Raw genomic sequence first — 21,708 nt, 5'->3', positions numbered from 1 at the left:
GGCGCAGTCGAAGCCATGGAGTGTGCTGATGGTATGGGTGACACGACACCACTACTACCTTCGCAGTAGCAGGTCGGTGTTTCGAAGGTTGGGTCACGGCACAATGCTCGTCCTGTACTTCGTCGGCGACGCCAGCGCCGGTTATCAGGCATTTGGCAGCTCGTGGATCCTGGATGACGGACCGTGGCAAGGCGGCACCGAGGTCCGCGGTGACCCCGAGGAGGTCATCCGGTGGACCGATGCCCAGCGGGTTGCGGAGGCCGCGCTCCGTGACGCCGAGGCGCAACTCTTCCACGAATCCGGTTTGGTGGAGGTCAATCACGAGGGCATGCGGTGGCTGAGCCGGGAAGCCGGCTGGAGGGCATTTGGGCGCTGGCTGCGCGAGCTCGCGTCACGGCGGGCGTATGCGAACTACCGGCTGCGGAACCTGCACATTCGCGAGGTGTACCAGCCGGTTCTAGAAGAGATCGACGCGCGGGTGCGTGAGGCCGAGCAGCAGGCACGCAAGCAGCGGGAGCAGATACACAACCTGGCCGCACGAGCCAGGTGGGGCTACACGGTCGACCGGGACGCTGGCGTGGTCCATATCTTTCGCAAGGCCGACGCCAACTTGGGTACTACGGAGCTCCTGGACAAGCTCCTCGAGGTCCGCCGCAACACCGGAGTGTCCGAGCTGCGCTGGGATGACGAGTCCCGGGCAGGGATCGCGCGCGACAGCGGCGTCGACTTCGAAACCTGGTGGCGCGCAGTCACGCCGTACACTTGGGGCGGTTCACACGCTATCCCGCAGACCGAACTCGACCAGCGCGGGCGGACCGTGCACGTTAGCGCTCACACCAGCTTCGGTAGCTTCGGCGGAATTCACTAGTTGTGCTGTCCCGTGAGGTTGGTGCCACCGTCTGCGCGACGGTCGCCGCTTCCAGGTCGGTCGTTTCCGTAGCGTCTCGATCCGGCCGAAGCGCCGAGCCGGGTACTTCAAGCCGGTCAGGCTCGGCACGGGGTGCTGGCGTCGGCACGAACTGAGGAAAAACACTATCGCCGCGGGTCGAGGTTCTGATGGAATCTAGCGGCCGACCAATCGCACAGTCAGGGCGGCGCTTTCGATTTGGCCTCGCATTGGAGAACCTCACGATGGTAACGCGATCCACCTGGCCTATGGCGCTCGGCGACATCGTGTACGAAGAGCTACCGAAGGCTCTGACGGATACTGCTCGTGTTCACGCCCATCGTGCGATCGACAATATCGGGTCGACGGAGTCACTTGACCTGCTCGACCAGGCTGTCTCGATTGGGGTGTCGGCCGAGCTCTTGCTCAAGGCAACGCTGGCCTCGGTCGACTTCGGCCTTCTTCGAGATCGAAACGCCGACCATAAGACCACGTTGACGCTGGCCGGTAAGCCCCTGGATCCCACATCGCCTTTGCCGGAGTTGAAGTCGGTCGGCGCTCGGGAGGCGTACCGGCTACTGAAGCAGGACCTTGCACCAAAGCTCACTGTGTCGAGTCTCAAGTCGGCCAAACCTGACCTCCTGGACCGGCTACTGGCGGTTCGAGATTCGGCGGTGCACATGGGTTTTGCTTGCCAGGAGGCCAACGAGAGCGCACTGGCTGATCTAGTCGGTGTAATTGAGATGCTGTTGAAGATCAGAGTAGAGCTCGGACAAGCCAGCGACTGGGAGTCCTTCTGGACCGACAAATATCGCGAGCGGGCTGATGGAATCCTGCTCTCGCGTCATGCGGAGATCGCGACCGCGTACGAGCGGACGCTGTCGGTGGCGAAGAAGACCTTCGCGACCCGCTGGCGGTCGCCTGGCAGTGCTGACGCCATTCACCTCCTTGAGCAGATGGAACCATTCGCTCTGATAGTCGAACGTGATCAGACCACCAGGCCACATACTTGTCCGGCGTGTGGCAGCAAGGGCAGGGCCCTCTACGACATCTCCAGGGGGCCGGTACAGATCGACGACAGCGACCGACCGCATTCGGTGGCCTACTTCGTTGAAACTTTTGGGCTTCCCAACGCCTTCCATTGCGCTATCTGTGATCTGTGGTTGGACAGCCCTGAGGATCTTGAGCTGGCGGCGGTGAATGACATCGACCTCGGCGAGGCGGACGCCGAGTACTGGGAAGTCGATGCGTTCGAGGGTCCAGATGATGACCGTCTCCCGGGATGGGAGGACTGATCGGGGTGGGAACGTCATCGTGCGGCGACCGGCACCACGAGGCAAGGCGCGCAGGGGCGATGGGGAGCAGCGGCGGCCGAAGTTGCCGTAACGCGTTCACACACCGGCGGGCAAACCCGGCAGCTCTACATCTCGCCCATCGACCACTTCGACCACAAGGGGAGGGGGCATGGGTGTACCGGTGGCCCAGGATGTTCCGGTGCCGCAGCACAGGTGCGCCAGGACGCTGTTCTAGGCCGACTAAATGCCGAGGGGTAGAGGCTGTTATTCGACGGCAGTGGGACTTTCGGAGTCGCGGATGGAGAGTTCGGCGGCTGCGAGGGTGGCGATGATGTGATCGGCGGCCGTTCGAGTCGCTGGATCTGTGTCGACGTTCCAGGTGTGGCGCAATTCGCGCAGTTGTTCGAGCAGGGAAACCAGGGTCAATAAACGTCAGGGGCTGGTCTCCAAGCAGCTGTCAGACCTGGAAAGCTGCTACGTCTCGTTCGACGCCGAACAGGGGATGTTCGAAGTGAACGCCGGGCATAGGTGCGCTATCGCCACTGGTCCCGGTTCTATTGCCCTCGGTCGTCCTGATGGTCTGGCTGGCATCGGTCTGCGGGACCAGGGCAGGATCGAGGAGGATTTCCCAGTCGCCGGGACTGTATCGGTCAATTGTCCAATTTGCTGTGTGTCGGTGCCGCACGGCAACTACGGTGCCGCGCATGTCTCGCACTCACCGCATACTCGCGGCCGCAGTCCTGGCCGCTGTCCCGTTCATCGCGGCAGCGCCCTCGCTGGCCGCTCCGGTCGTGAACAAGGTCGTGGTCATCGGTATCGATGGCACACTGTGGAGTGAGGTGTCGGCGGCCGATGCCCCCAACCTCGACCGCTTGGCCGCGGAGGGCACGCTGGCACGAACCTCCATCGCCCCGCATACCACCATGTCGTGTGTCTCCTGGGCGACGGCGCTGACCGGCGTGTGGGACAGCAAGCACGGGATCCAGGACAATGGATCCACCTGCAACGCAGGACCTTTCGCGCAGTATCCGACGGTGTTCACCCAGGTGGAGCGGGCGCGGCCGGCATTGTCGACGGCCTCCATCGGGACCTGGGACAAGATCGGCATGATCGCGCGCACCGGCAGCCCGCAGGCCGACCGGGTGGCCGTCACACAGATCGACCCCACCGGTGCGGGGGTTTGTGAGTCCACCGCGGATTCCGATGCCACCGCGCAGGTCGTCTCGGCCATCACCGAGGACGGGTCCGATCTGCTGTTCACCCACCTCGACCAGGTGGACATCGTCGGGCACACGTTGCGCGGAGTCTGGCCGCAGGCGTATCGCGATGCCATCGGCCGGGTGGACGACTTGGTCGGGCAGATCACCGCCGCGGTGGACGCGCGGGCGGCATCGCATTCGAACGAGCGGTGGACGATTCTGGTCACCACCGACCATGGGCACAAGCCGGATGGCGGGCACGGCGGGCAGAGCGCCTACGAGACGGCCAGTTTCGTGGTGGCGCGCGGACCGGGGTTCGCGGCGGGCGCGCAAAACAATGGGTACACACTCGCCGACATCACACCGACCGTGCTGGCTCTGCTCGATGTCCCGGCTCCGGCGAATCTCGACGGCGAGTCGATGTTGGCGGGCGGCTCGGGCAACCCGGCGGCACAGGTGCCGAATACGCCCCCTGTCGATTCCGGGATCACGGGTTCGTCGTCGGGATCGGCTCAGGCGGCCATGGTCAACAATCCGTTGTGCGTCCTGGGGAGTGGATCGGCGAGCGGTTCGTCCGAGAGATGATGCGTTGATATCGAGATCTGAAATCGTTTGCGGTGCAGCTGTATTGGTTCGACTCAGACGGACCGCATTCTGCGAAACCCGACCATGAGCGGCGGGTGGGATGCGAACCTCGGTAGGTAAACCCAAGGTCCGCACCAGTGCCCTCACCCTGGAGAAGCTGATGTCCGGGCATGCCCTCGCCGGGCTGTTCATCGGCGGCGCGGCCGGCACGCTCGTCGGCGGTCTCATCGCTGAGATCGTTACCTGATCGGCGCGACGTCTGTCGGCCGGATCCGACGTGATCCCTGAGTGCTCAGCGTTCGGCCTCGACCTCGGCGAGGCGGCGCGCCAGGAAACGGCGGGTCTGATCGTTGGTGACCATCGTCAATGCGGCCCGGTAGTGCTCGGCCGCCTCGCGCGGGCGGCCCGCGCGGCGCAGCAGGTCGGCGCGGGTGGCGCTGACCAGGTGTGTGCCGACCAGGCGCGGGTCGGCCGCGACTTCGTCGAGAGCCGCGAGTCCGGCGGGGAAGCCGTGTGCGAAACCGACGGCCACGGCGCGGTTCACACGGACGACGGGAGACTCGATGTACGCGAGTAGTTCGTCGTAGCCGGAAAGTACTGCGTTCCAATCTGTTTCGGACCAGCTCGGGGCGCTCGCATGTGCGGCGGCGATGCGCGCCTGCGCGAGGTATGGTCCGGCGCCGTCGGCGGCCGAGTCCAGGCAGGACAAACCGGCGGCGATGGCCGCGTGGTTCCATCGTGTGCGGTCCTGGTCTTCCAGGGGGACCAATTCCTCTTCATCCGAACGCCGTTGGGCGCGCCTGCTGTCCTGCAACAGCAGCAGCGCGAGCAGCGCTCGTGCCTCCGTTTCATCGGGCAGTAGCCCACATACCAGTCGACCGAGCCGGATTGCTTCGTCGCACAGTTCGTCACGGACGGCGGTGGGACCCGATGTCGCCGAATACCCTTCGGTGAACATCAGATACACGCATGCCAGCACCACCGGTACACGGTCGGGGAGCAGGTGCGGTGGCGGTACCCGCAGCGGGATACCGGCGTGGCGGATCTTGGCCTTCGCTCGGGAGAGTCGTTGCGCGACAGTGTGTTCCGGTTGCAGGAACAGGCGGGCGATCTCGGCGGTGTGCAGACCGCACACCAGGCGCAGCGTCAACGCCACCTGTGATGGTGGCGAGAGCGCCGGGTGGCAGCAGGTGAAGATCATCCGCAGCTGGTCGTCGGTCACGGGTGACACCTCGACCTCCTCGACCGGTGCGCGCAGCAGCGCCGCGCCGTGTTCCTTGTCCGCCCTCGCCGATTCGCGCCTCAGCCGGTCGAGCGCGCGATGACGGGCGGCGGTGGTGATCCACGCGCCCGGATTGGCGGGCCACCCGCGCTCGGGCCAGGTGCGCACCGCGTCGGCGAACGCCTCCTGCACCGCGTCCTCGGCGAGTCCGATATCCCCGGTCAACGCGGCCACCGTCGCGACGGCCCGGCCGAATTCTGCACGGTAGACCGCATCGATCGGCACGGCCGGGCCGATGTGCACGCTCAGGCGTCCAAGTCGACGATCTGACGAACCTCGGCGCGCCCGCCGGCACCGAGCGGAATGGCCGACGCGATCTCGGCGGCTCGGTCACGTCCCTCGGCGGTGAACAGATAGAGCCCGTCGACCACCTCGGCGAACTCGGGATAGGGGCCATCGGTCAGCAGAACTTGCCCGTCGTGCACCCGCACAGTGGTGGCGGTGGACGGTGGTCGCAACGCTCCGCCGCCGCGGAGGGCCTCGGCGTACTTCTCGCCGAACCGCGCGTGCTCGACCGCCATCGCCTCCCACTCCGGCGTCTCCGGCTCGACCACCGCCGCGGGCTGCTCCCACAGCAGTGCCATCCACCAGTCCGCGCGCGGGGTGTCGTGCGGTAACCACTCGACGAGCGGGCGCACCTCTACCGCGTCACTCTCCACGGCGGGCAACTGCCGCGCCAGGCGAATCGCCTCGTCCAGATCGGCGGCTTCGAACACGTAGAACCCGCCCACCACCTCGGCCTGCTCGGTGAACGGGCCGTCGGTGACCAGGGTCTGTCCGGCCGAGCGCCGTACCTGGATCGCCTCCGCGGACGGGAACAGTGCCGCGCCACCCGCGACGGCCGCGCCCTCCTTCTCCTCGAATTCCGCGTACCGGGTGACCTCGGCGTCGAACTCCGGGGTACCGGGTCGTGCGGCGGGAGTGTCTTCGCGTCCGATCAGTGTGACCAGATAGTGCATGGCGTCATCCTTCCTCGATGCGAGGGGCTGATCACCCCTTCTACCAGGACGACGAACCGCACGGGGTGTTCTCCACACCGGGATCTGGGAGATTTTCTCCGATCGGTTTCGGCTGAACGACCAGTGTGCTGCGGCATCGTGATCGACCTGGGCGAGATCGCCTCCGGCGGCCGGGTATTGCGGTCAGTGATATTGCCGATTCCGGTACCGGGTCGACCCATCCTTCATATATTGGCTCCGAGTCAATAGTTGATGTTCGCAGCGAAGGCGGAATGGTGAGGGTTCGGGGCAGGGTTGGGAGTGTTGCGGTCGCGGTTCTTGTCGGTGGGATCGGGTGGTTCTCTCCGGTGGGGGCCGAGCCGCCGCTGGGTCCTGTTGGAGATATGGCCTTCTATGCGAACCCGCCGAGTGTCCCGGCCACGCCAGGGGCGGTTATCAAGAATGAGCCGATGTCGTTGCCGATCACTCTGCCTGGAGGTGGCGGGCCGATTCCGGCCGACACGACTCGGCTCATGTATGCGAGCACCGATCGCAACGGTGCCGCGATTCCGGTGACCGGTGCGTTTCTGCGTCCGACCCTGCCCTGGCAGGGACCGGGGGTACGGCCGGTGATCGTGGTCGCTCCCGGGACGCAGGGGCAAGGTGATCAGTGTGCGCCGTCGAATACTCTGGCTTACCTGGCGCAGTACAACGGCGGACTTGACCTCGGTGTGCAGTATGAGCAGTACGCGGCGATCTACCCGCTGCTCGCGCTCGGTGCCGCCGTTGTGGTCACCGATCACCAGGGCTTCGGCACGCCCGGTGCGCACACCTATTTCTCCCGGGAGGCTTCCGGTCACGCTGTTCTTGACGCCGCGCGCGCCGCGCGCAACCTCGCGGGCTCGGGGCTGGAACCCGCTGCGCCCGTGGGGCTCTGGGGATATTCGCAGGGTGGCGGTTCGGTTGCGGCGGCGGCTGAGCTGGCCGCTGACTACGCTCCTGAACTTCCGTTGGCGGGGACCTATGCGGGTGCGCCGGTGGTGAGTGTGGAGGCGGAATTGCGTCGCTTCGAAGGTGGTGCTCTCACCGGGGCGATGGGCTATTACATCAACGGTGCCGTCGAGGAGTATCCCGCACTCGGCGCGGCGATCCAGCGGTTGTTCAACGATGCCGGAAAGCAGATGCTTGCCGATACTTCCGGGCAGTGCGTGGCTGAAACCGTTCTTACGCAAGGGTTTCGGGATACCCGAACTTGGACCACTACCGGACAGACCGTTGCCGATGCGCTGTTGTCCGATCCTGGCTGGGCGGCGCACCTCGGCGCTGACCGGACCGGGGGACTCCGCCCCAATGCGCCGGTCCTGGTCCAGGCCACCGCGCACGACGAACTGGTCCCGACCTACTCGGCGCGGCAGGGTGCTGCCGATTGGTGCGCGCAGGGTGCGGCCGTGACTTATCGCGAACTGCCTCTGCCCGGTGAGCCGATCGGCCTCGGCGTCTCCCACGTCGCCACCAGCCCGCTGTCCCTGCCTGGCGCCCTGCAATGGATGGGTGACCGCCTCGCAGGACGACCGGGTGCGAGTACCTGCTGATCGCGAGAAGCTTTCTGCCGCAGGCTCCGCAACGAACCGGAACTGACAGCATGGAAGCCGTCAGCCGTGCGAAACAGTGAGCGCGGTGTCGATGAAGAGCCGGGTCGATCGCGAGGGCTCAGGGGTGCGTCGCCAGTGTTCGCGATGCGCCTCGGGTCGAGAATCCATCCGATCTTCACGTACTCCAGCGGCAATGCCCGCCTCGCACGAGTCGAACAGATCAAGAAGTTCACCGTGCTACCGGCGTTCTGGGAGCCCGGCGGTGCCGAGCTCACGCCGACGCTGAAGTTGCGGCGCAAGCCGATTTCCACGAAGTACGCCGCCGAGATCCAGGAGCTTTACGCCTAAGGGACCCCGGAACACCCTGGTCTGCGCGGACCAGGTACTGGCTGGAAATGCCAGCCCTCCGGTCATGGTCGACACGGATGACGTGTGCGCGGTCCTGCAGACTCGCGGCATGCAATCGGTGGCGGACAGGGGCGGAGAGGATCCGGGCCACAGTCGGTGAACGGACTGCAGAACGATCATCGGGCAGGAGTCGAGGATCGGCGTGACAGATACTCGAGGAGGGCTCGCTCGCCGGACCTGTCACACTCTGTCACCGGACCTGTCACACTCTGTCAACTGAGCGGTGGGCGACCAGCTCATCGACCCCGCTCCCAAAGGCAACCGCAAACGTTGCGAACAACCAGTTGAATCCGCCCAATTCGGAGTTACGCCGTTGTTCTCGTGGTCGCCCGAGACTTGCCTTCCAGATGTTCGTCGAGCACGCGCGCGATGATCGGCAGTACGTGGGGTGCGGTCATTTCGTAGTGGGTGACCTCGATGTCGTGGTTGCTGATTTCGCCGGTCACATAGGGACGCCAGCCGTCCGGGCCGAAGATGTCGGAGGTGTCGACGGTCGCGCTGAAATACAGGATGTCGCCGTCGAACACGGGGCGCCGGTATCCGGTTCTGGTTCGGGCCGATGCGTTGTACGACGCGGCCAGCCGTTCGAGGGTGTCGGCGTCGATCAGCGTTACGCCACCGAGTCGCTCGCGGATCGCCTCGGCGGCTTCCTGTGCGGTCGCCTCGGCGGGCACGTCGTGGATGCCGATGACCGAGCCGAACGCGTTGACGAAGCCGCCCGCGGTGAGTTGCTCGATGCTGTCACCGTCGATGTCGGCGGTATCGGCGTCCAGGAGCGCGACGACACCGACCGTGTCGCCCGCCTCCCGGAGCTTGGTCGCGATGGCGTGCGCGATGAGGCCGCCGGACGACCAGCCGAGCACGTGATACGGACCCTCGGGCTGCACGACGCGGATCTCGCGGATGTACCGGTCGGCGAAGTCCTCGATCGACCGGGCGGGTGGTTCACGGCCCTCGAGATCCGGAGCCTGCAGGCCGTAGATCGGTCGGCCGGGGCGCAGCGCCTCCGCGAATCCGAGGTAGGTCCAGGAGACTCCGGACGACGGGTGGATGCAGAACAGAGCCGGCTCGGTGCCGCCGAGCCGGATGGGCAGCAGCACATCGAGACCGAGTCCGCCCTGGACCGGTGTGACGGCTGCCGCCGCGGATTCCTCGGCGGCGGCGGTCTGGGCGGCCGGGGTCTCGGCGAAATACGCGGCCGCGCCGAGCGCGTCGATCCACAGGTCGGCCAGCTCGGCCACCGCCTTCTGTTCTAGCAGTGTCGCGGGGAAGCCGAAGCTCGCCTGCAGCCGGTCACCGACGACCACCGCGCTCACATCGATCGCGGATTGCAGTGGCACGTCCGGATGTTCGGCACCGTGCAGGTCGCCGAGTTCGTCGGTGGGCAGCCAGCCAAGGCCTTCCAGTCCGGCGGGGATGCCGCCGGTCGAGTAGCGGCCCAGGTAGTTGAAGCTGATGTGGCCGGGCAGGCGGGCCGGAAGGTGTGCCGCCGTCGTGGGATTCAGGTAGCGCAGCAGGCCGAACCCGATGCCCTTGTCCGGCACCGCGAGCAGCTGATGCTTCACCGTGCGGATCGCCGCGCCGATGGCAGGGCCGCCGGCAAACGCGTCGTCGACATCGATGCCGGTGAGGTCGAGCCGCACCGGGTAGATGCTGGTGAACCAGCCGATCGTGCGGGACAGGTCGGCGCCGGGGACTACTTCCTCTTGTCTGCCATGGCCTTCGAGCCGAATCAGCGCGGTGTCGGTGGCCTCGCCCCGCCAGCGGATCAGCGCGAGCGCCAGGGTGGCGAGCAGCGCGTCGTCGACGCCACCGTGGAAGAGGCCGGGCAGCGTGGTGAGCAGCGCGTTGGTGACGTCGGCGGCTACTTCGCGTTCGACCATGCGCAGTGTGTGCGTCTGATCGACCGTGGCGTCGAGCTCGCGGGGACCGATCAGCGGGTCAGTGCCCTCGACAACCCGCCGCCAGTATTCGAGTTCGGAAACCCTGCTGTCCGTGCGTGATTCGTCGGCCAGTGCGTGCGACCAGCGCCGCATCGAGGTGCCCGTCTCGGCGAGGACCGGGGTGTTGCCGACCGAAAGCTGTGCCCAGGCGGCGATCAGATCCGGCACCAGGATGCGCCAGGAGACGCCATCGATAACCAAGTGATGTGCCACCACGACGAGTCGGCCCGCCCTGGTCTGTGTTCCCGCGTCGCCCACCGGGTCGAGCCAGACGAACTGCAGCACAGTCCCGTTCGCCGGATCGAGCCGGTTCATCGCGGAATCGAGCTCGGTCACCGCATATTCGCGCAGCTCGACGGAGCCGGCCGCGTCGAACTCGATGCGATGCAGGAGTGCGTCCACGTCGACCGAGCCCGGTTCGCCGACCAGTAGTCGTGGCGCACCGTTCTCGGCGGTCGTCAGCCGTGCGCGCAGCATGTCGTGCCAATCGACGACGGCCGCGAGGGTGCCGACGATCTGGGCTCGGTCGATGCCGACCGGCAGTTCCAGCACCGCGGTCTGCGCGAAGCGGTCGTAGTTGCCGCCGCGCTCCAGCATGTAGTGCACGATCGGCGGAACGGGCATATCGCCCACACCCCCACCGGGCAGCTCGTCGAGCGACACTACCGCGCCCGCGGCGTCGGCGGCAGTGGCGAGCGCCGCCACCGTGCGGTGCTCGAAGACCTGCAGCGGCGTGCAACGGATGCCGTCCAGCTTGGCCCGCGACACCAGCTGGATGGCGAGGATGCTGTCGCCGCCCAGGGCGAAGAACGAGTCGTCGGCGCCCACCGTGTCGAGACCGAGCAGCTGACCGAAGATCCTGGCGAAGGCTTCCTCGGTGGGTGTCGACGGCGCCCGATACGCGGTCCGTTCGACCGTGAATTCCGGCGCGGGCAGCGCCTTCCGGTCGAGTTTGCCGACGGGATCGAGTGGAATCGCTTCCAGCACAACGAAAGCGGACGGCACCATGTGCGCGGGCAGGGTGCCGTCCGCGAGGGCACGAACCCGCCCGAGGTCGAGCTCGGCTCCCGGCGTGCGCACCAGGTAGGCCGCCAGAGCCAATGTCCCCGTGGGCCCGGGGACACCGAGCGTCACCGCGAAGTCGACGCCGTCGGCGCGCCCGAGCACGGCGTCGATCTCGCCGAGCTCGATACGTTGTCCGCGCACCTTGACCTGGAAGTCGGTGCGGCCGATGTACTCCAGCTCCACGTTCGCCGCGCGACGCGTCCAGCGCACCAGATCGCCGGTGCGCAACATCCGTTCTCCCGCTGCGCCGAAGGGATTCGCGAGGAAGCGGGCGGCGGTCAGGCTCGGCCGGGCGTGGTAACCGCGGGCCAGGGCGGGTCCGGCGAGGTACAGCTCACCCGCGACGCCGACCGGAACCGGGCGCAGCCGATTGTCGAGGACAAGCACGGCCGCGCCCTGTATCGGCGTACCGAGGCAGACCGGCGCGCCGACGGCTAGGGGAGCGGAAGCCGTTGTCCAGATGGTGGATTCGCTCAGTCCGTACAGGTCGACCATCGTGCGGTCCGCCGCCCAGCGATCGACGAGTTCGGCTCCGACAGCCTCACCGGCGACCGCGAGCACCCGCACGCTCGGCACCTCGGCGGGATCGAGGGTGGCCAGCGCCGACGGCGTGATCACCATGTGGGTCACCCGTTCGGCCTCGATCAGCTCGGCGAGTGCGCTGCCGCCGAACACATCCGGCGGCGACACCACCGCTGTGCCGCCGGTACCGAACGCCATGACGGCCTCGAATACCGATGCGTCGAAACTCGGTGAGGCGACCTGCAGGACCCGCGAGTGTTCGTCGAGGCCGAGCACTTCGCGCTGCGCCGCGACCATGTCGGCGATGCCTTGATGGGGGACCGAGACGCCCTTGGGTGTTCCGGTCGAGCCGGAGGTGTAGATCAGCCACGCCGGATTGTCCGGCCGGATCGGTGTGGGCAGTTCGCTGTCGCGCACGGCGGTGCCGCGCGCACGGGACCAGCGCTCCACCACCTCGAGGTCGTCGAGCACGAGCCAGTTCGTGCTGTCCGGCAGCATCGACCGGCAGGCGGCGACGGTGAGACCGACTCGGGCGCCGGAATCTGTCAGCATGTGATCGATCCGTTCCGCCGGGTACTTCGGGTCGACCGGCAGGAAGGCCGCCCCGATCTTCGCGGCCGCCCACACACCGGTGAGTAGTTCGGCCGAACGGGGGAGACCGAGCGCCACCACGGTTTCCGGGCCTGCGTCCGCTTCCAGCAACAGCCGCGCCAGCCGGTTGGTGTGCGCGTCCACCTCCCGGTACGTCGTTGTATGTCCGGCGACGACCAGGGCAGGACGCTCCGGGAACTGCGCGACGGAGGCGGCGAGCAGCTGCGGAAGTGTTGCCGTCCCGGAACTTTCGGGTCCGCGCACCGGCACCAGAGTGCTGCGCTCGGTGTCGTCGAGGATGTCGACATCGGCGATGCGCACCCCCGGCTGCGCGAGGACGGTGGCGAGCACGCGGCGCCACCGGGTGACGAGCGCCGCCACCGTCGCCGGATCGAACAGGTCAGTCGCGTAGGTCAGGACGCAGTCAAGGCCGACCGGTCCCGTCTCCCCGAAGGGCACGCGCAGGACGAGCGTCAGGTCGAACTGCGAGGAAGTTCGGTCGAAATCCTCCACCTCGAACCGCAGGCCGGGTAGTTCGAGTGCGGGCTCGACGAAGTTCTGCAGGTTCAGCAACACCTGGAACAGCGGATGGTGCGCGGTCGACCGGCTCGGGTTCAGCACCTGGACCAGCCGCTCGAACGGCACGTCGGCATGGGCGAACGCGTCCAGATCGACCGCCCGGACCGCGGTGAGGAACTCGGTGAACCGGGCGCTCGGGTCGACCGGAGTGCGCAGTGCCAGCGTGTTGACGAACATGCCGACGAGCTCGTCCAGCGCCCGTTCGCCGCGGCCGGCGATCGCGGTGCCGATCACCACGTCGTCGGTGCCGCCGAGCCGGGCCAACAGGACCGCCAGCGTGGCGTGGGCGACCATGAACAGGGTGACGTTGTGCGCGGCCGCGAATTCCACCAGGGCGGCGTGCAGTTCGGCGTCGATGGTGAAGGGGTAGTCGGCGCTGCGCATCGACTGCACTGCGGGTCGTGGGCGGTCGGCGGGCAGCTCGAGCTGGTCCGGCGCGCCGGTGAGGATGTCGGTCCAGTATCGGATCTGCTGCGCGGCAGTCGATTCCGGATCGGACTCGCTGCCGAGCAACTCGCGATGCCAGAGTGTGAAGTCGGCGTACTGGACGGCAAGCGGCACCCGAGTGTGGTCGGCTCCCGCCGTCCGCGCCGCGTAGGCGGCGACCACGTCGGTGGCGAGAGGCGCCATCGACGCGCCGTCGGCGCTGATGTGATGCACCACCAGGACGACCACGTGGACCGGCGCGGAACTCGCGGTGTCCTCAGCGCCGCTCATGGAGGGACCAGGTGCGGTGACGCGGAAGATGCTTACGCGCAGCGGTGGTTCCTCGGCGAGATCGAATCCCTTGTCCGCCACTGTGTTGATCCGATCGCGTAGCGGTGCGCCATCTTCGGTGTCGAGCACCGTGATGTCCGGCGCGGCGACCTCGGCGGTGATCACCACCTGGTGTGGTCCGTCCTCGTCGGCGGGGTAGATGGTGCGCAGAGTCTCGTGCCTGCCGATGACATCGGCGAGCGAGCGCCGCATGGCATCCACGTCCAGTTCGCCGGTGAGCCGGAGCGCGACCGCGATGTTGTACGCGGGCGACGTCGGATCCATGCGGTTGAGCACCCACATGCGCTGTTGCGCCGGCGACAGCGGGATCCGGGCAGGATGGATCCGCGGGGTGAGGGCGATGGGTTCGGGCTTGCCGTCGGTGGCCGGGACGACCCGGGCCGACAGTTGCCCTACGGTGGGCGCGTCGAACAGATCACGCAGGGTGACGGCGGACCCGAGCGCCGAATTCAGCCGGGCGACAACCTGGGTCGCGCTCAGCGAGTCGCCGCCGAGCTCGAAGAACGACCGGTCGACGCTCACCTGTTCGGTGCCGAGCACATCGGCGAACACTCCGGCGACGGTTTCTTCCAGCGGGGTGCGCGGCGCCAGATACGGATGTTGTGTGTCCGAGAAGTCGGGTACCGGAAGGGCTTCGCGGTCCAGCTTGCCGACCGGGGTGAGCGGAATCGAATCCAGCACAACGACGTAGCCGGGCACCATATATCCGGGCAGTTCCGTGGCCAGCTGCGCACGCAGCCGCGCGGTATCCAACTCCACCCCCTGCGCGGGCAGCACATATGACACCAGTGCGGTCGCCCCCGCCGGGCCCGCGCGTCCGATCGTCACCGCGTACCCGACCTGTTCGTCGCGCGACAGCGCCGCGTCGATCTCGCCCAGCTCGATCCGAATGCCGCGGATCTTGACCTGGAAGTCGCTGCGGCCCAGATACTCCAGCTCGAGGGCGCCGTTGCCGGTGATCCAGCGCACCATGTCGCCGGTCCGATACATCCGCTCGCCCGGCTCTCCGCACGGGTTGGCGACGAAGCGTTCCGCGGTCATCGCGAACCGGTTGAAGTACCCGCGGGCGAGCGCCGGACCGGCCAGGTACAGCTCACCGGCGATGCCAACCGGAACCGGGCGAAGGCAGGCGTCGAGCACCATGGTGGCGGCACCGCGGATCGGCCCGCCGATCGTGATCGGCTCGCCCGCGACGAGTTCGGCGGACCAGGTCGCCGAGATACTGAATTCGGTGGGGCCGTACAGGTTCGCCATTCGCCTGCCCACCGACCATCGCTCGATCAGTTCCGGTGTCGCGGCCTCACCGGCGACCGAGACCACGCGCAGGTGGTCCATACCGCTGGGGTCCATCGTGGCCAGCACTGATGGCGTGACGACCGCGTGTGTCACCCGTTCGGCGCGCAGCAGCCGGTCCAGCTCGGCGCCACCGTAGACATCCGGCGGCGAGACCACGAGCCTGCCGCCCGCCGCGTGCGCGGTCAGCAGCTCGGAAATAGATCCGTCGAAGCTCGGTGAGGACAGCAGTAGCGGGCTTGCCGTCGAACCCAGCTCGAACGACTCCTGTTGGGCCGCGACCAGATTCGCGACGCCGCGATGGCTGAGCAGCACAGCTTTCGGCTTGCCGGTGGATCCCGAGGTGTAGATCAGGTAGGCCGTCTGATCGATATCGATGGGGCCGCCGCGCTCCTCGTCGGTGATGGGAGCGTCGGAGACCGTCATCGCCGAGCGTGGGTCGTCGAGCAGCAGCCAGTCGACGGTGCCCGGCAGCGTTTCGTGGATCGCGGTCACCGTCACACCGATCGACGCCTTCGAGTCGGTGATCATGCGCTCGATCCGATCCACCGGATAGCCGGGATCCACCGGTGCGAAGGCCGCGCCCGTCTTGGCCAGCGCCCATATCGCGATCACCGATTCCAGCGATCGGGTGAGGGCGAGCACGACGAACACCTCAGGGCCGATGCCCTGGCGGAGCAGTATCCGGGCGAGGCGATTGGAGCGTGCGTCGAGTTCGCCGTAGGACATGGTGCGCGCGCCCGCGCTGACCGCGATGGCGTCGCTGTCGACGCGCGCGCCGTCGGCGAGGATATCGGGCAGGGTCCGCACCGGTACCGACTCCGGTCCGCGGACCGGCAACAGCGCGGCGCGTTCCGCGTCGTCGCAGTACTGCAGCTGTGCGACCAGGGTGCGTGGGTTCTCGGCGAGCTGGGTCAGCAGCCGGACGAAGCGATTCAGCAGTGGCCGTGCCGCCAGGGGACCGGGTTGTTCGGCCATGCACTGCACAGTGATTCGCAGGGTGTCGTGTCCCTCGCTGCCGCGCAGCGGAATGACCATGAGGCTCAACGGGTAAGGCGCCACGTCGGTGCCTTCGACGTCGAGCACCCGCATCCCCGCGATGTCGAGCGTCTGCGACAGCAGCGTTTCCCGGTCGATCGGAAAGGATTCGAAAACGACCAACGTGTCGAACAATTCGGTAAGGCCGGTCGCCTGGTGGATGGCCGCGAGCCCGACCTGCTGGTGGTCCATCAACCGGGCCTGTTCGGCCTGCAGCCGGGCCAGCAGCTCGGCCACGCGCTCCGCGGGATCGAGTCGCACGCGTACCGGCAGCGTATTGATGAAGAGGCCGACCATTTCCTCGACGCCCGCCAGCTCCGGTGGCCTGCCGGAAACCGTCGCGCCGAACACGACATCGGCCCGGCCGGTCAGCATGGCCAGCACCATCGCCCAGCCGGCCTGCACCAGGGTGTTCACCGTTGCGCCGGATTCGCTTGCGGCCGTCGCCAACCGAGTGACCGTGCCGTGGGACAGATCGATGGTGGCCGTCCCGGTCTCGGTGGACTCGACCCCGACCAGGGCCGGGACCGCGCGGGTCGGCGTATCCACCCCCGCCAGCGATTGCGCCCATGCGGCGACGGATGCCGCGCTGTCCTGTGTGCGCAGCCAGGTCAGGAACTCCCGGTAGGAGTGTGCGGGCGGCAGTGCGGCGGCCTCGCCCGAGGTGAGGTAGAGCGTCAGCAACTCGCGGACGAGCAGCGGCCCCGACCAACCGTCCAGCACGAGGTGATGATTGGTCACCACGAGGCGGTAGATGTCGCCGGCGGTCCGGATGAGCAGGAAGCGCAACAGCGGTGGCCGGGTGAGATCGAATCGGGTGCGCGCATCCACGGCGATCACTCGATCCAGCTCCTGTTGCCGCAGATCGTCGTCCGCGATGTCGGTGAGATCCAGATCCTGCCAGCGGAGTTCGGCATCGGCGAGAACGAGCTGGCGCGGGCCCTCGCCGGTTTCCACGAACGCGACCCGCAGGATGTCGTGCCGCGCCACCAATGCCTGCGCGGCGGTACGCAAGCGGGACGCATCCACCGCGCCCGCCAGGGTGAGGATCGACTGCACCGTGTAGCTGTCGGCGGTGTTCGGGTCGTACAGCGAGTGGAACAGCATGCCCTCCTGCAGTGGCGAGAGCGGCCACACGTCGGCGATATTCGGATAGCTGTGTTCCCACCCGTCGATCTGCTGCTGGGTCACCGGCACGAGGTCGAAATCGGACGGTGTGTGACCACCAGGACTCGCGGACCCGGCATGGTCGGCGAGTGCCCGCACTGCGTCGGTCCACAGTCCGGCGAGCTCGTCCACGTCGGCGGCGTCGAGCAATCGAGAGGCGTAGATCCAGGTCATTTCCAGGCCGGTGTCGGTCAGGACGGCGCTGACATCGACAACGACGGCCGACGGCATCCGGTCGTCTCGAGTTTCCGCGAAGCGTTGCGGGAGAAAGGCTCCCGGCCCGCCGTCGGTCATCGCCCGGCCCAGGTAGTCGAAGCTGATCTGCGGGGTGGGTGCGCCCGCGAGCGTGTCGGCGTTCAGATAGCGCAACATGCCGAAGCCGATACCCTTGCCGGGCAACGCGCGCAACTGCTCCTTGGTGGCCTTGATCGCGGCGCCTGCCGCGGCGCCGCCCGCGAACGCGTCGGTCAGGTCGATACCGGTCAGGTCGACGGCCACCGGGTACTCGCTGGTGAAACAGCCCACCGTGCGCGCGACTCGGTCGCCGGGCTCGATATCCTCTACACGGCCGTCGCTCTTCAGCGTGAACAGTGCGGAGGTCCGGTCGCGCCACCGACCCAGTGCCATCATGAGTGCGGTGAGCAGCACATCGTCAGCGCTGCAATGGAATCGGTCGGCCGCGGTGGTGAGCACGGTATGCGCGATATCCGGTGCGATGGCGCTTTGGCGATGCGCCAGGGTGGCGACCACATCGACCGCGGGATCCAGGGTGCCGGAGCCGAGTGCCGGATCGGGTGTCGCCAGAACGCGCTGCCAGATCGGAAGTTCGTCGACGCGCCCGCCCGCGTGCTCGACCAGACCGTGCGCCCAGCGCCGGAACGAGGTGCCGACCGGGGCCAGGTCGCCGCCCAGCGCCGCTGTGGCCAGATCCGGCAGCAGAATTCGCCAGGAGACCTCGTCGATGACGAGACGGTGCACGACCAGCCAACACAGGGGATCGGCGTCCGCCCGCTCGATCAGGACACACCGCGTGACGACGCCGGACGCGGGGTCGAGCAGGTCGGCAGCGCGCTGCAATGCGCGTTCGCAGGTCTCCTCGATGTCCGGACCCGCCGCCACGACCTCCAGTAGCGCCTCGGCATCGACCGAACCGCGGTCGGCGACAACCCATTCCCAGCCTTCATCGGTGCGACGCAAGGAGGAACGCAGTACGTCGTGGTGGTCGATGAGCGCCTGCAGGGCCACGCCGAGTCGCGCCCGCTCGATACCCGTCGGCAGGCCGATCAATACCGCCTGGCCGGCCCGGCGCCACGTATCCCCGTGGTCCAGCATCGCGTGCACGATCGGTGTGAGCTCGACAGGGCCGGCGCCGCCACCCGGCAGTTCGTACACCTGCGCCTGTACGTCGGTGGCGACAGCGGCCAGCGCGGCAACAGTCTTGCGCTCGAAGACATCCCGGGCACCGAACCCGAGCCCGGCTGCCTTCGCCCGGGACACCAGCTGGATCGATCCGATGCTGTCCCCGCCGAGCGCGAAGAAGCTGTCGTCGACACCCACCGCCTCCCGCCCGAGCACCTCGGCGAACAGCGCGGCGAGTGTCTCCTCGCGCGGAGTCGACGGCGCGCGGCCGACGGTCGCATGCACGCTGGTCTCCGGTGCGGGCAAAGCCTTGCGATCTATCGTGCCGAGCGGAGTGAGCGGAATGCTGTCCAGCACCACGACGTACGCGGGCACCATATAGTGCGGAAGTGATTCACCGGCAGCCGCTTTCAGTGCCTCCGGATCCACCTCGGCTCCCGGTCTGGGGAGCACATAGGACACCAGCGCGGTAGTGCCGGAACCGGTTTCGGTTCCGAGGGTGATCGTGAAGTCGATGTCCGGATGCCGTTGCAGCACCGCGTCGATCTCGCCCAGCTCGATACGGAAGCCACGCACCTTCACCTGGAAGTCGCTGCGGCCATGGTATTCCAGCTCCAGCCTGCCCTCCCGCGTGCTCCAGCGCACCAGATCGCCGGTCCGGTACATCCGCGCGCCCGGCGCGTACGGGTTCGCGACGAATCGGCCGGCCGTCAGTCCGGTGCGCTGGTGGTAGCCGCGCGCCACTGCCGGTCCTGCGATGTACAGCTCACCGGTCGTCTTCGGGGGAACAGGTCGCAGCCATGGGTCGAGCACAACGGCGGAGACCCCGCACCGGAGGCTGCCGATGGTGATCGGTGCGGCGGGTGTGAGAGCCTCGCTCACGCTCACGGTCACGGTGGTTTCGGTCGGGCCGTACCCGTTCAGCAGGGTCCGCCCGGACCACTTCGCCGGTAGCTCGGGCGGGCAGACCTCACCACCGACAACCACCGTGTGCAGGTCGGGCAGCGTCGCCGGATCCAGTGACGCCGCAACCGCGGGCGTGACATCGAGATGGGTGACGCGGTGTGCGCGCAGGATGTCAGCCAGCTCCTCGCCCGCAGCGGCCGACGGCGGCACGACGACCAAGGTGGCGCCTGCGGCGAGGGTCACCAGGATCTCCTCGATCGAGATATCGAAACTCGGCGAGATAGCATGGGCCACAACGGAATTGGAATCAACTCCGAAACAACTGCCGGAACTCGCGACCAGATCGGCCAAGCCCCGGTGCGTGACCAGCACACCCTTGGGCAACCCGGTCGATCCGGAGGTGTAGATGATGTACGCGGCCTGGTCCAGGTGCACGGGGGCGCGGCGCTCGGCGTCGGTGATCGCCGCCGCGTCCTGCTCGGCCACGCCGAGCCGAGTTGTCTCGTCGTCGAGTATCAGCCAGTTCACCCGGTCCGGCAGCGACTGCCGGGCAGCCGCGACGGTCACGCCCGACACGACACCGCTGTCGCCGACCATGTGCTCGATCCGGTCGGTGGGATAGGTCGGATCGATCGGCACGAAGGCCGCGCCGGTCTTGGCCACCGCGATCATCGCCGACACCGACTCCGCCGAACGCGGAATCGAGATCGCCACGGGGCGTTCCGGTCCGGCGCCTGCGGCGATCAGCAGCCGGGCCAGCCGATTCGTGTACTCGTCGACCTGGCGGTAGGACAGCGTGGTCTCGCCGCTGCGGATCGCCACCGCATCCGGATCGAGTGCCGCACCGGCAGCGAGGATTTCGGGCAGCGAACGGGGTGCCACACCTTCCGGCCCGTGGACGGGGACGAGTTCGGCACGCTCGTCGTCGGACACCATCTGCACCGTCGAGAGCGCCGCGTCCGGCCCTGCGGCGAGGAACCGGTGCAGGAACAGCAGGAACCGGTGGTGCTGCGTCGCCAATTCGGCGTCGCTGTAGAGGTTTCTGTTCGCCTGGAAGTCGATGTGGGTGCTCTCACCGCCCACCCCGGGATACAGGTTGACGAACAGATCGTCGATCAGCCCGGAGGTCAGCACGTGCAACCGTCCGGTGACCTCGCCGAGCTGAATCCGGGAGTCCACCACCATCAGGTTCACCGACGGCCCGAACGACGCGGGTTCGTCCAACGGCCAGCCGAGATCGCGAAAGATGTCCTCCTGGCGGTACCGCTGCCGCCGCAACGCGCCGGTGAGCTCGGCCTGCGCGGCGCGGATCACGTCGCCGACAGTGGTGGTCGGCGACAGGCTGAGCCGCAGCGGGACGACATTGGCGACCATGCCACCGGAATGTCGCAGGCTCGCCGTGGTGCGCGCCGAGACGGGAAGGCTCAACACAACCTCTCCGGCTCCGGTCATGGCGGCGAGATACGCGCCGAACGCGGCGACGACGGTCGGCGCGACGCCCGAGGAGGCAGCCTTCGCGACCGAGTCCAGCGCCGCCGCCATGTCGCTGGACAGCGCGCCCGCGACGCGGCTCGGCTGCGCGTCGACATCGGCGATGCGCCCGGCAAGGCTCACGGGGTCGGCCATCCCGTCGAGATGCTCGAGCCAATACTCCCGGTCGGCCACGAACCGATCCGAGCGGCGGTAGGCCACATCGGCGTCGACGATCTTGCGGAGATCCTCGGCCTTGGCCGCAGGTGGTTCCTTGCCATCGACCGCCGCGTTGTAGAGCTCGCCGGTGCGTTGCACCATGGCCACCGCACCCATGCCGTCCAGCACGATGTGGTGGATCCGCGTGTAGCAGAACCAGCGGTCGTCGGCGATCCGCAGCATGGCGCCACAGACCAGGCGATCGACGGTCAGGTTCAGCGGCGCCGCGTACTCTGAGCGCATCCACGCCTGGGCGGCGGCCACCGGATCGGGATCGCCACGGAAATCCAGGACGACCGGGTCATCGTCGAGCGTGGTGTCGACCAACTGGAAGGGAAACCCGTCGACCTCGATCAGCCGCAGATACCCGGTGCCGAACTCGCGACCGGCCTGGCGCGACGCCTGCGTCAGCAGCTCAGGGTCTACCGGACCGCCGAGGTCGATGTACTGCGCCATGGAGATGGGGATGTCGCCCGCGATGTGCTGGGCGAACCAGATGCCGCGTTGAGCCGCCGACAGCGGGAATGCACCCTCGGGTAAATCGGGGCCGGTCTCGGTGGGCGATGGGAAAATTTGTTGCATGAAGGCTCCTAC

General features: G+C 67.6%; 9 protein-coding genes. 6 read left to right on the top strand and 3 right to left on the bottom strand.

Translation table 11 applies throughout. The annotated features are described in order from the left end of the window. Positions 1–103: 103 nt before the first annotated feature. From ACFWPK_RS28705 to ACFWPK_RS28690, 4 genes are all read left to right on the top strand, one after another. Positions 104–868, top strand: coding sequence for a hypothetical protein (locus ACFWPK_RS28705; RefSeq protein ID WP_378920986.1), 765 nt, complete (start codon positions 104–106; stop codon positions 866–868). 287 nt (positions 869–1,155) lie between these two features. Further along, positions 1,156–2,181, top strand: a complete 1,026-nt coding sequence (locus ACFWPK_RS28700) for a hypothetical protein (RefSeq protein ID WP_378920984.1) — start codon at positions 1,156–1,158, stop codon at positions 2,179–2,181. A gap of 704 nt (positions 2,182–2,885) precedes the next feature. Then, entirely contained in the window at positions 2,886–3,965 is a 1,080-nt protein-coding gene (locus ACFWPK_RS28695) for an alkaline phosphatase family protein (RefSeq protein ID WP_378920982.1), read from the top strand. Between the two features lie 100 nt (positions 3,966–4,065). Then, complete coding sequence (locus ACFWPK_RS28690) at positions 4,066–4,212, top strand: hypothetical protein (protein ID WP_378920980.1); 147 nt, start codon at positions 4,066–4,068, stop codon at positions 4,210–4,212. A gap of 45 nt (positions 4,213–4,257) precedes the next feature. Here the strand turns inward: ACFWPK_RS28690 and ACFWPK_RS28685 are convergent, their stop codons facing one another. Together ACFWPK_RS28685 and ACFWPK_RS28680 are read right to left on the bottom strand one after the other, a co-directional pair. Next, positions 4,258–5,490: an RNA polymerase sigma factor gene (locus ACFWPK_RS28685; protein ID WP_378920978.1), complete on the bottom strand. Its 1,233-nt coding sequence runs from the start codon at positions 5,488–5,490 to the stop codon at positions 4,258–4,260. A 2-nt stretch (positions 5,491–5,492) separates the two neighbouring features. Continuing rightward, positions 5,493–6,206, bottom strand: coding sequence for a YciI family protein (locus ACFWPK_RS28680; protein ID WP_378920977.1), 714 nt, complete (start codon positions 6,204–6,206; stop codon positions 5,493–5,495). Positions 6,207–6,655: 449 nt separating this feature from the next. On the opposite strand from ACFWPK_RS28680, the gene ACFWPK_RS28675 reads away from it, so the two are divergent. Together ACFWPK_RS28675 and ACFWPK_RS28670 are read left to right on the top strand one after the other, a co-directional pair. Continuing rightward, complete coding sequence (locus ACFWPK_RS28675; protein ID WP_378920975.1) at positions 6,656–7,777, top strand: lipase family protein; 1,122 nt, start codon at positions 6,656–6,658, stop codon at positions 7,775–7,777. 135 nt (positions 7,778–7,912) lie between these two features. Next, positions 7,913–8,125 carry a hypothetical protein gene (locus ACFWPK_RS28670; protein WP_378920997.1) on the top strand — a complete coding sequence of 71 codons (213 nt, stop codon included), beginning with the start codon at positions 7,913–7,915 and terminating at the stop codon, positions 8,123–8,125. A 365-nt stretch (positions 8,126–8,490) separates the two neighbouring features. On the opposite strand, the gene ACFWPK_RS28665 is transcribed toward ACFWPK_RS28670, so the two are convergent. After that, complete coding sequence (locus ACFWPK_RS28665) at positions 8,491–21,696, bottom strand: amino acid adenylation domain-containing protein (RefSeq protein WP_378920973.1); 13,206 nt, start codon at positions 21,694–21,696, stop codon at positions 8,491–8,493. Between the last annotated feature and the right edge of the window lie 12 nt (positions 21,697–21,708).

The organism is Nocardia sp. NPDC058519, assembly GCF_042719755.1.
GTDB lineage: Bacteria > Actinomycetota > Actinomycetes > Mycobacteriales > Mycobacteriaceae > Nocardia.
Note: the sequence above shows the minus strand (reverse complement) of the source record. Positions and strands in the feature narration are given on the sequence as shown.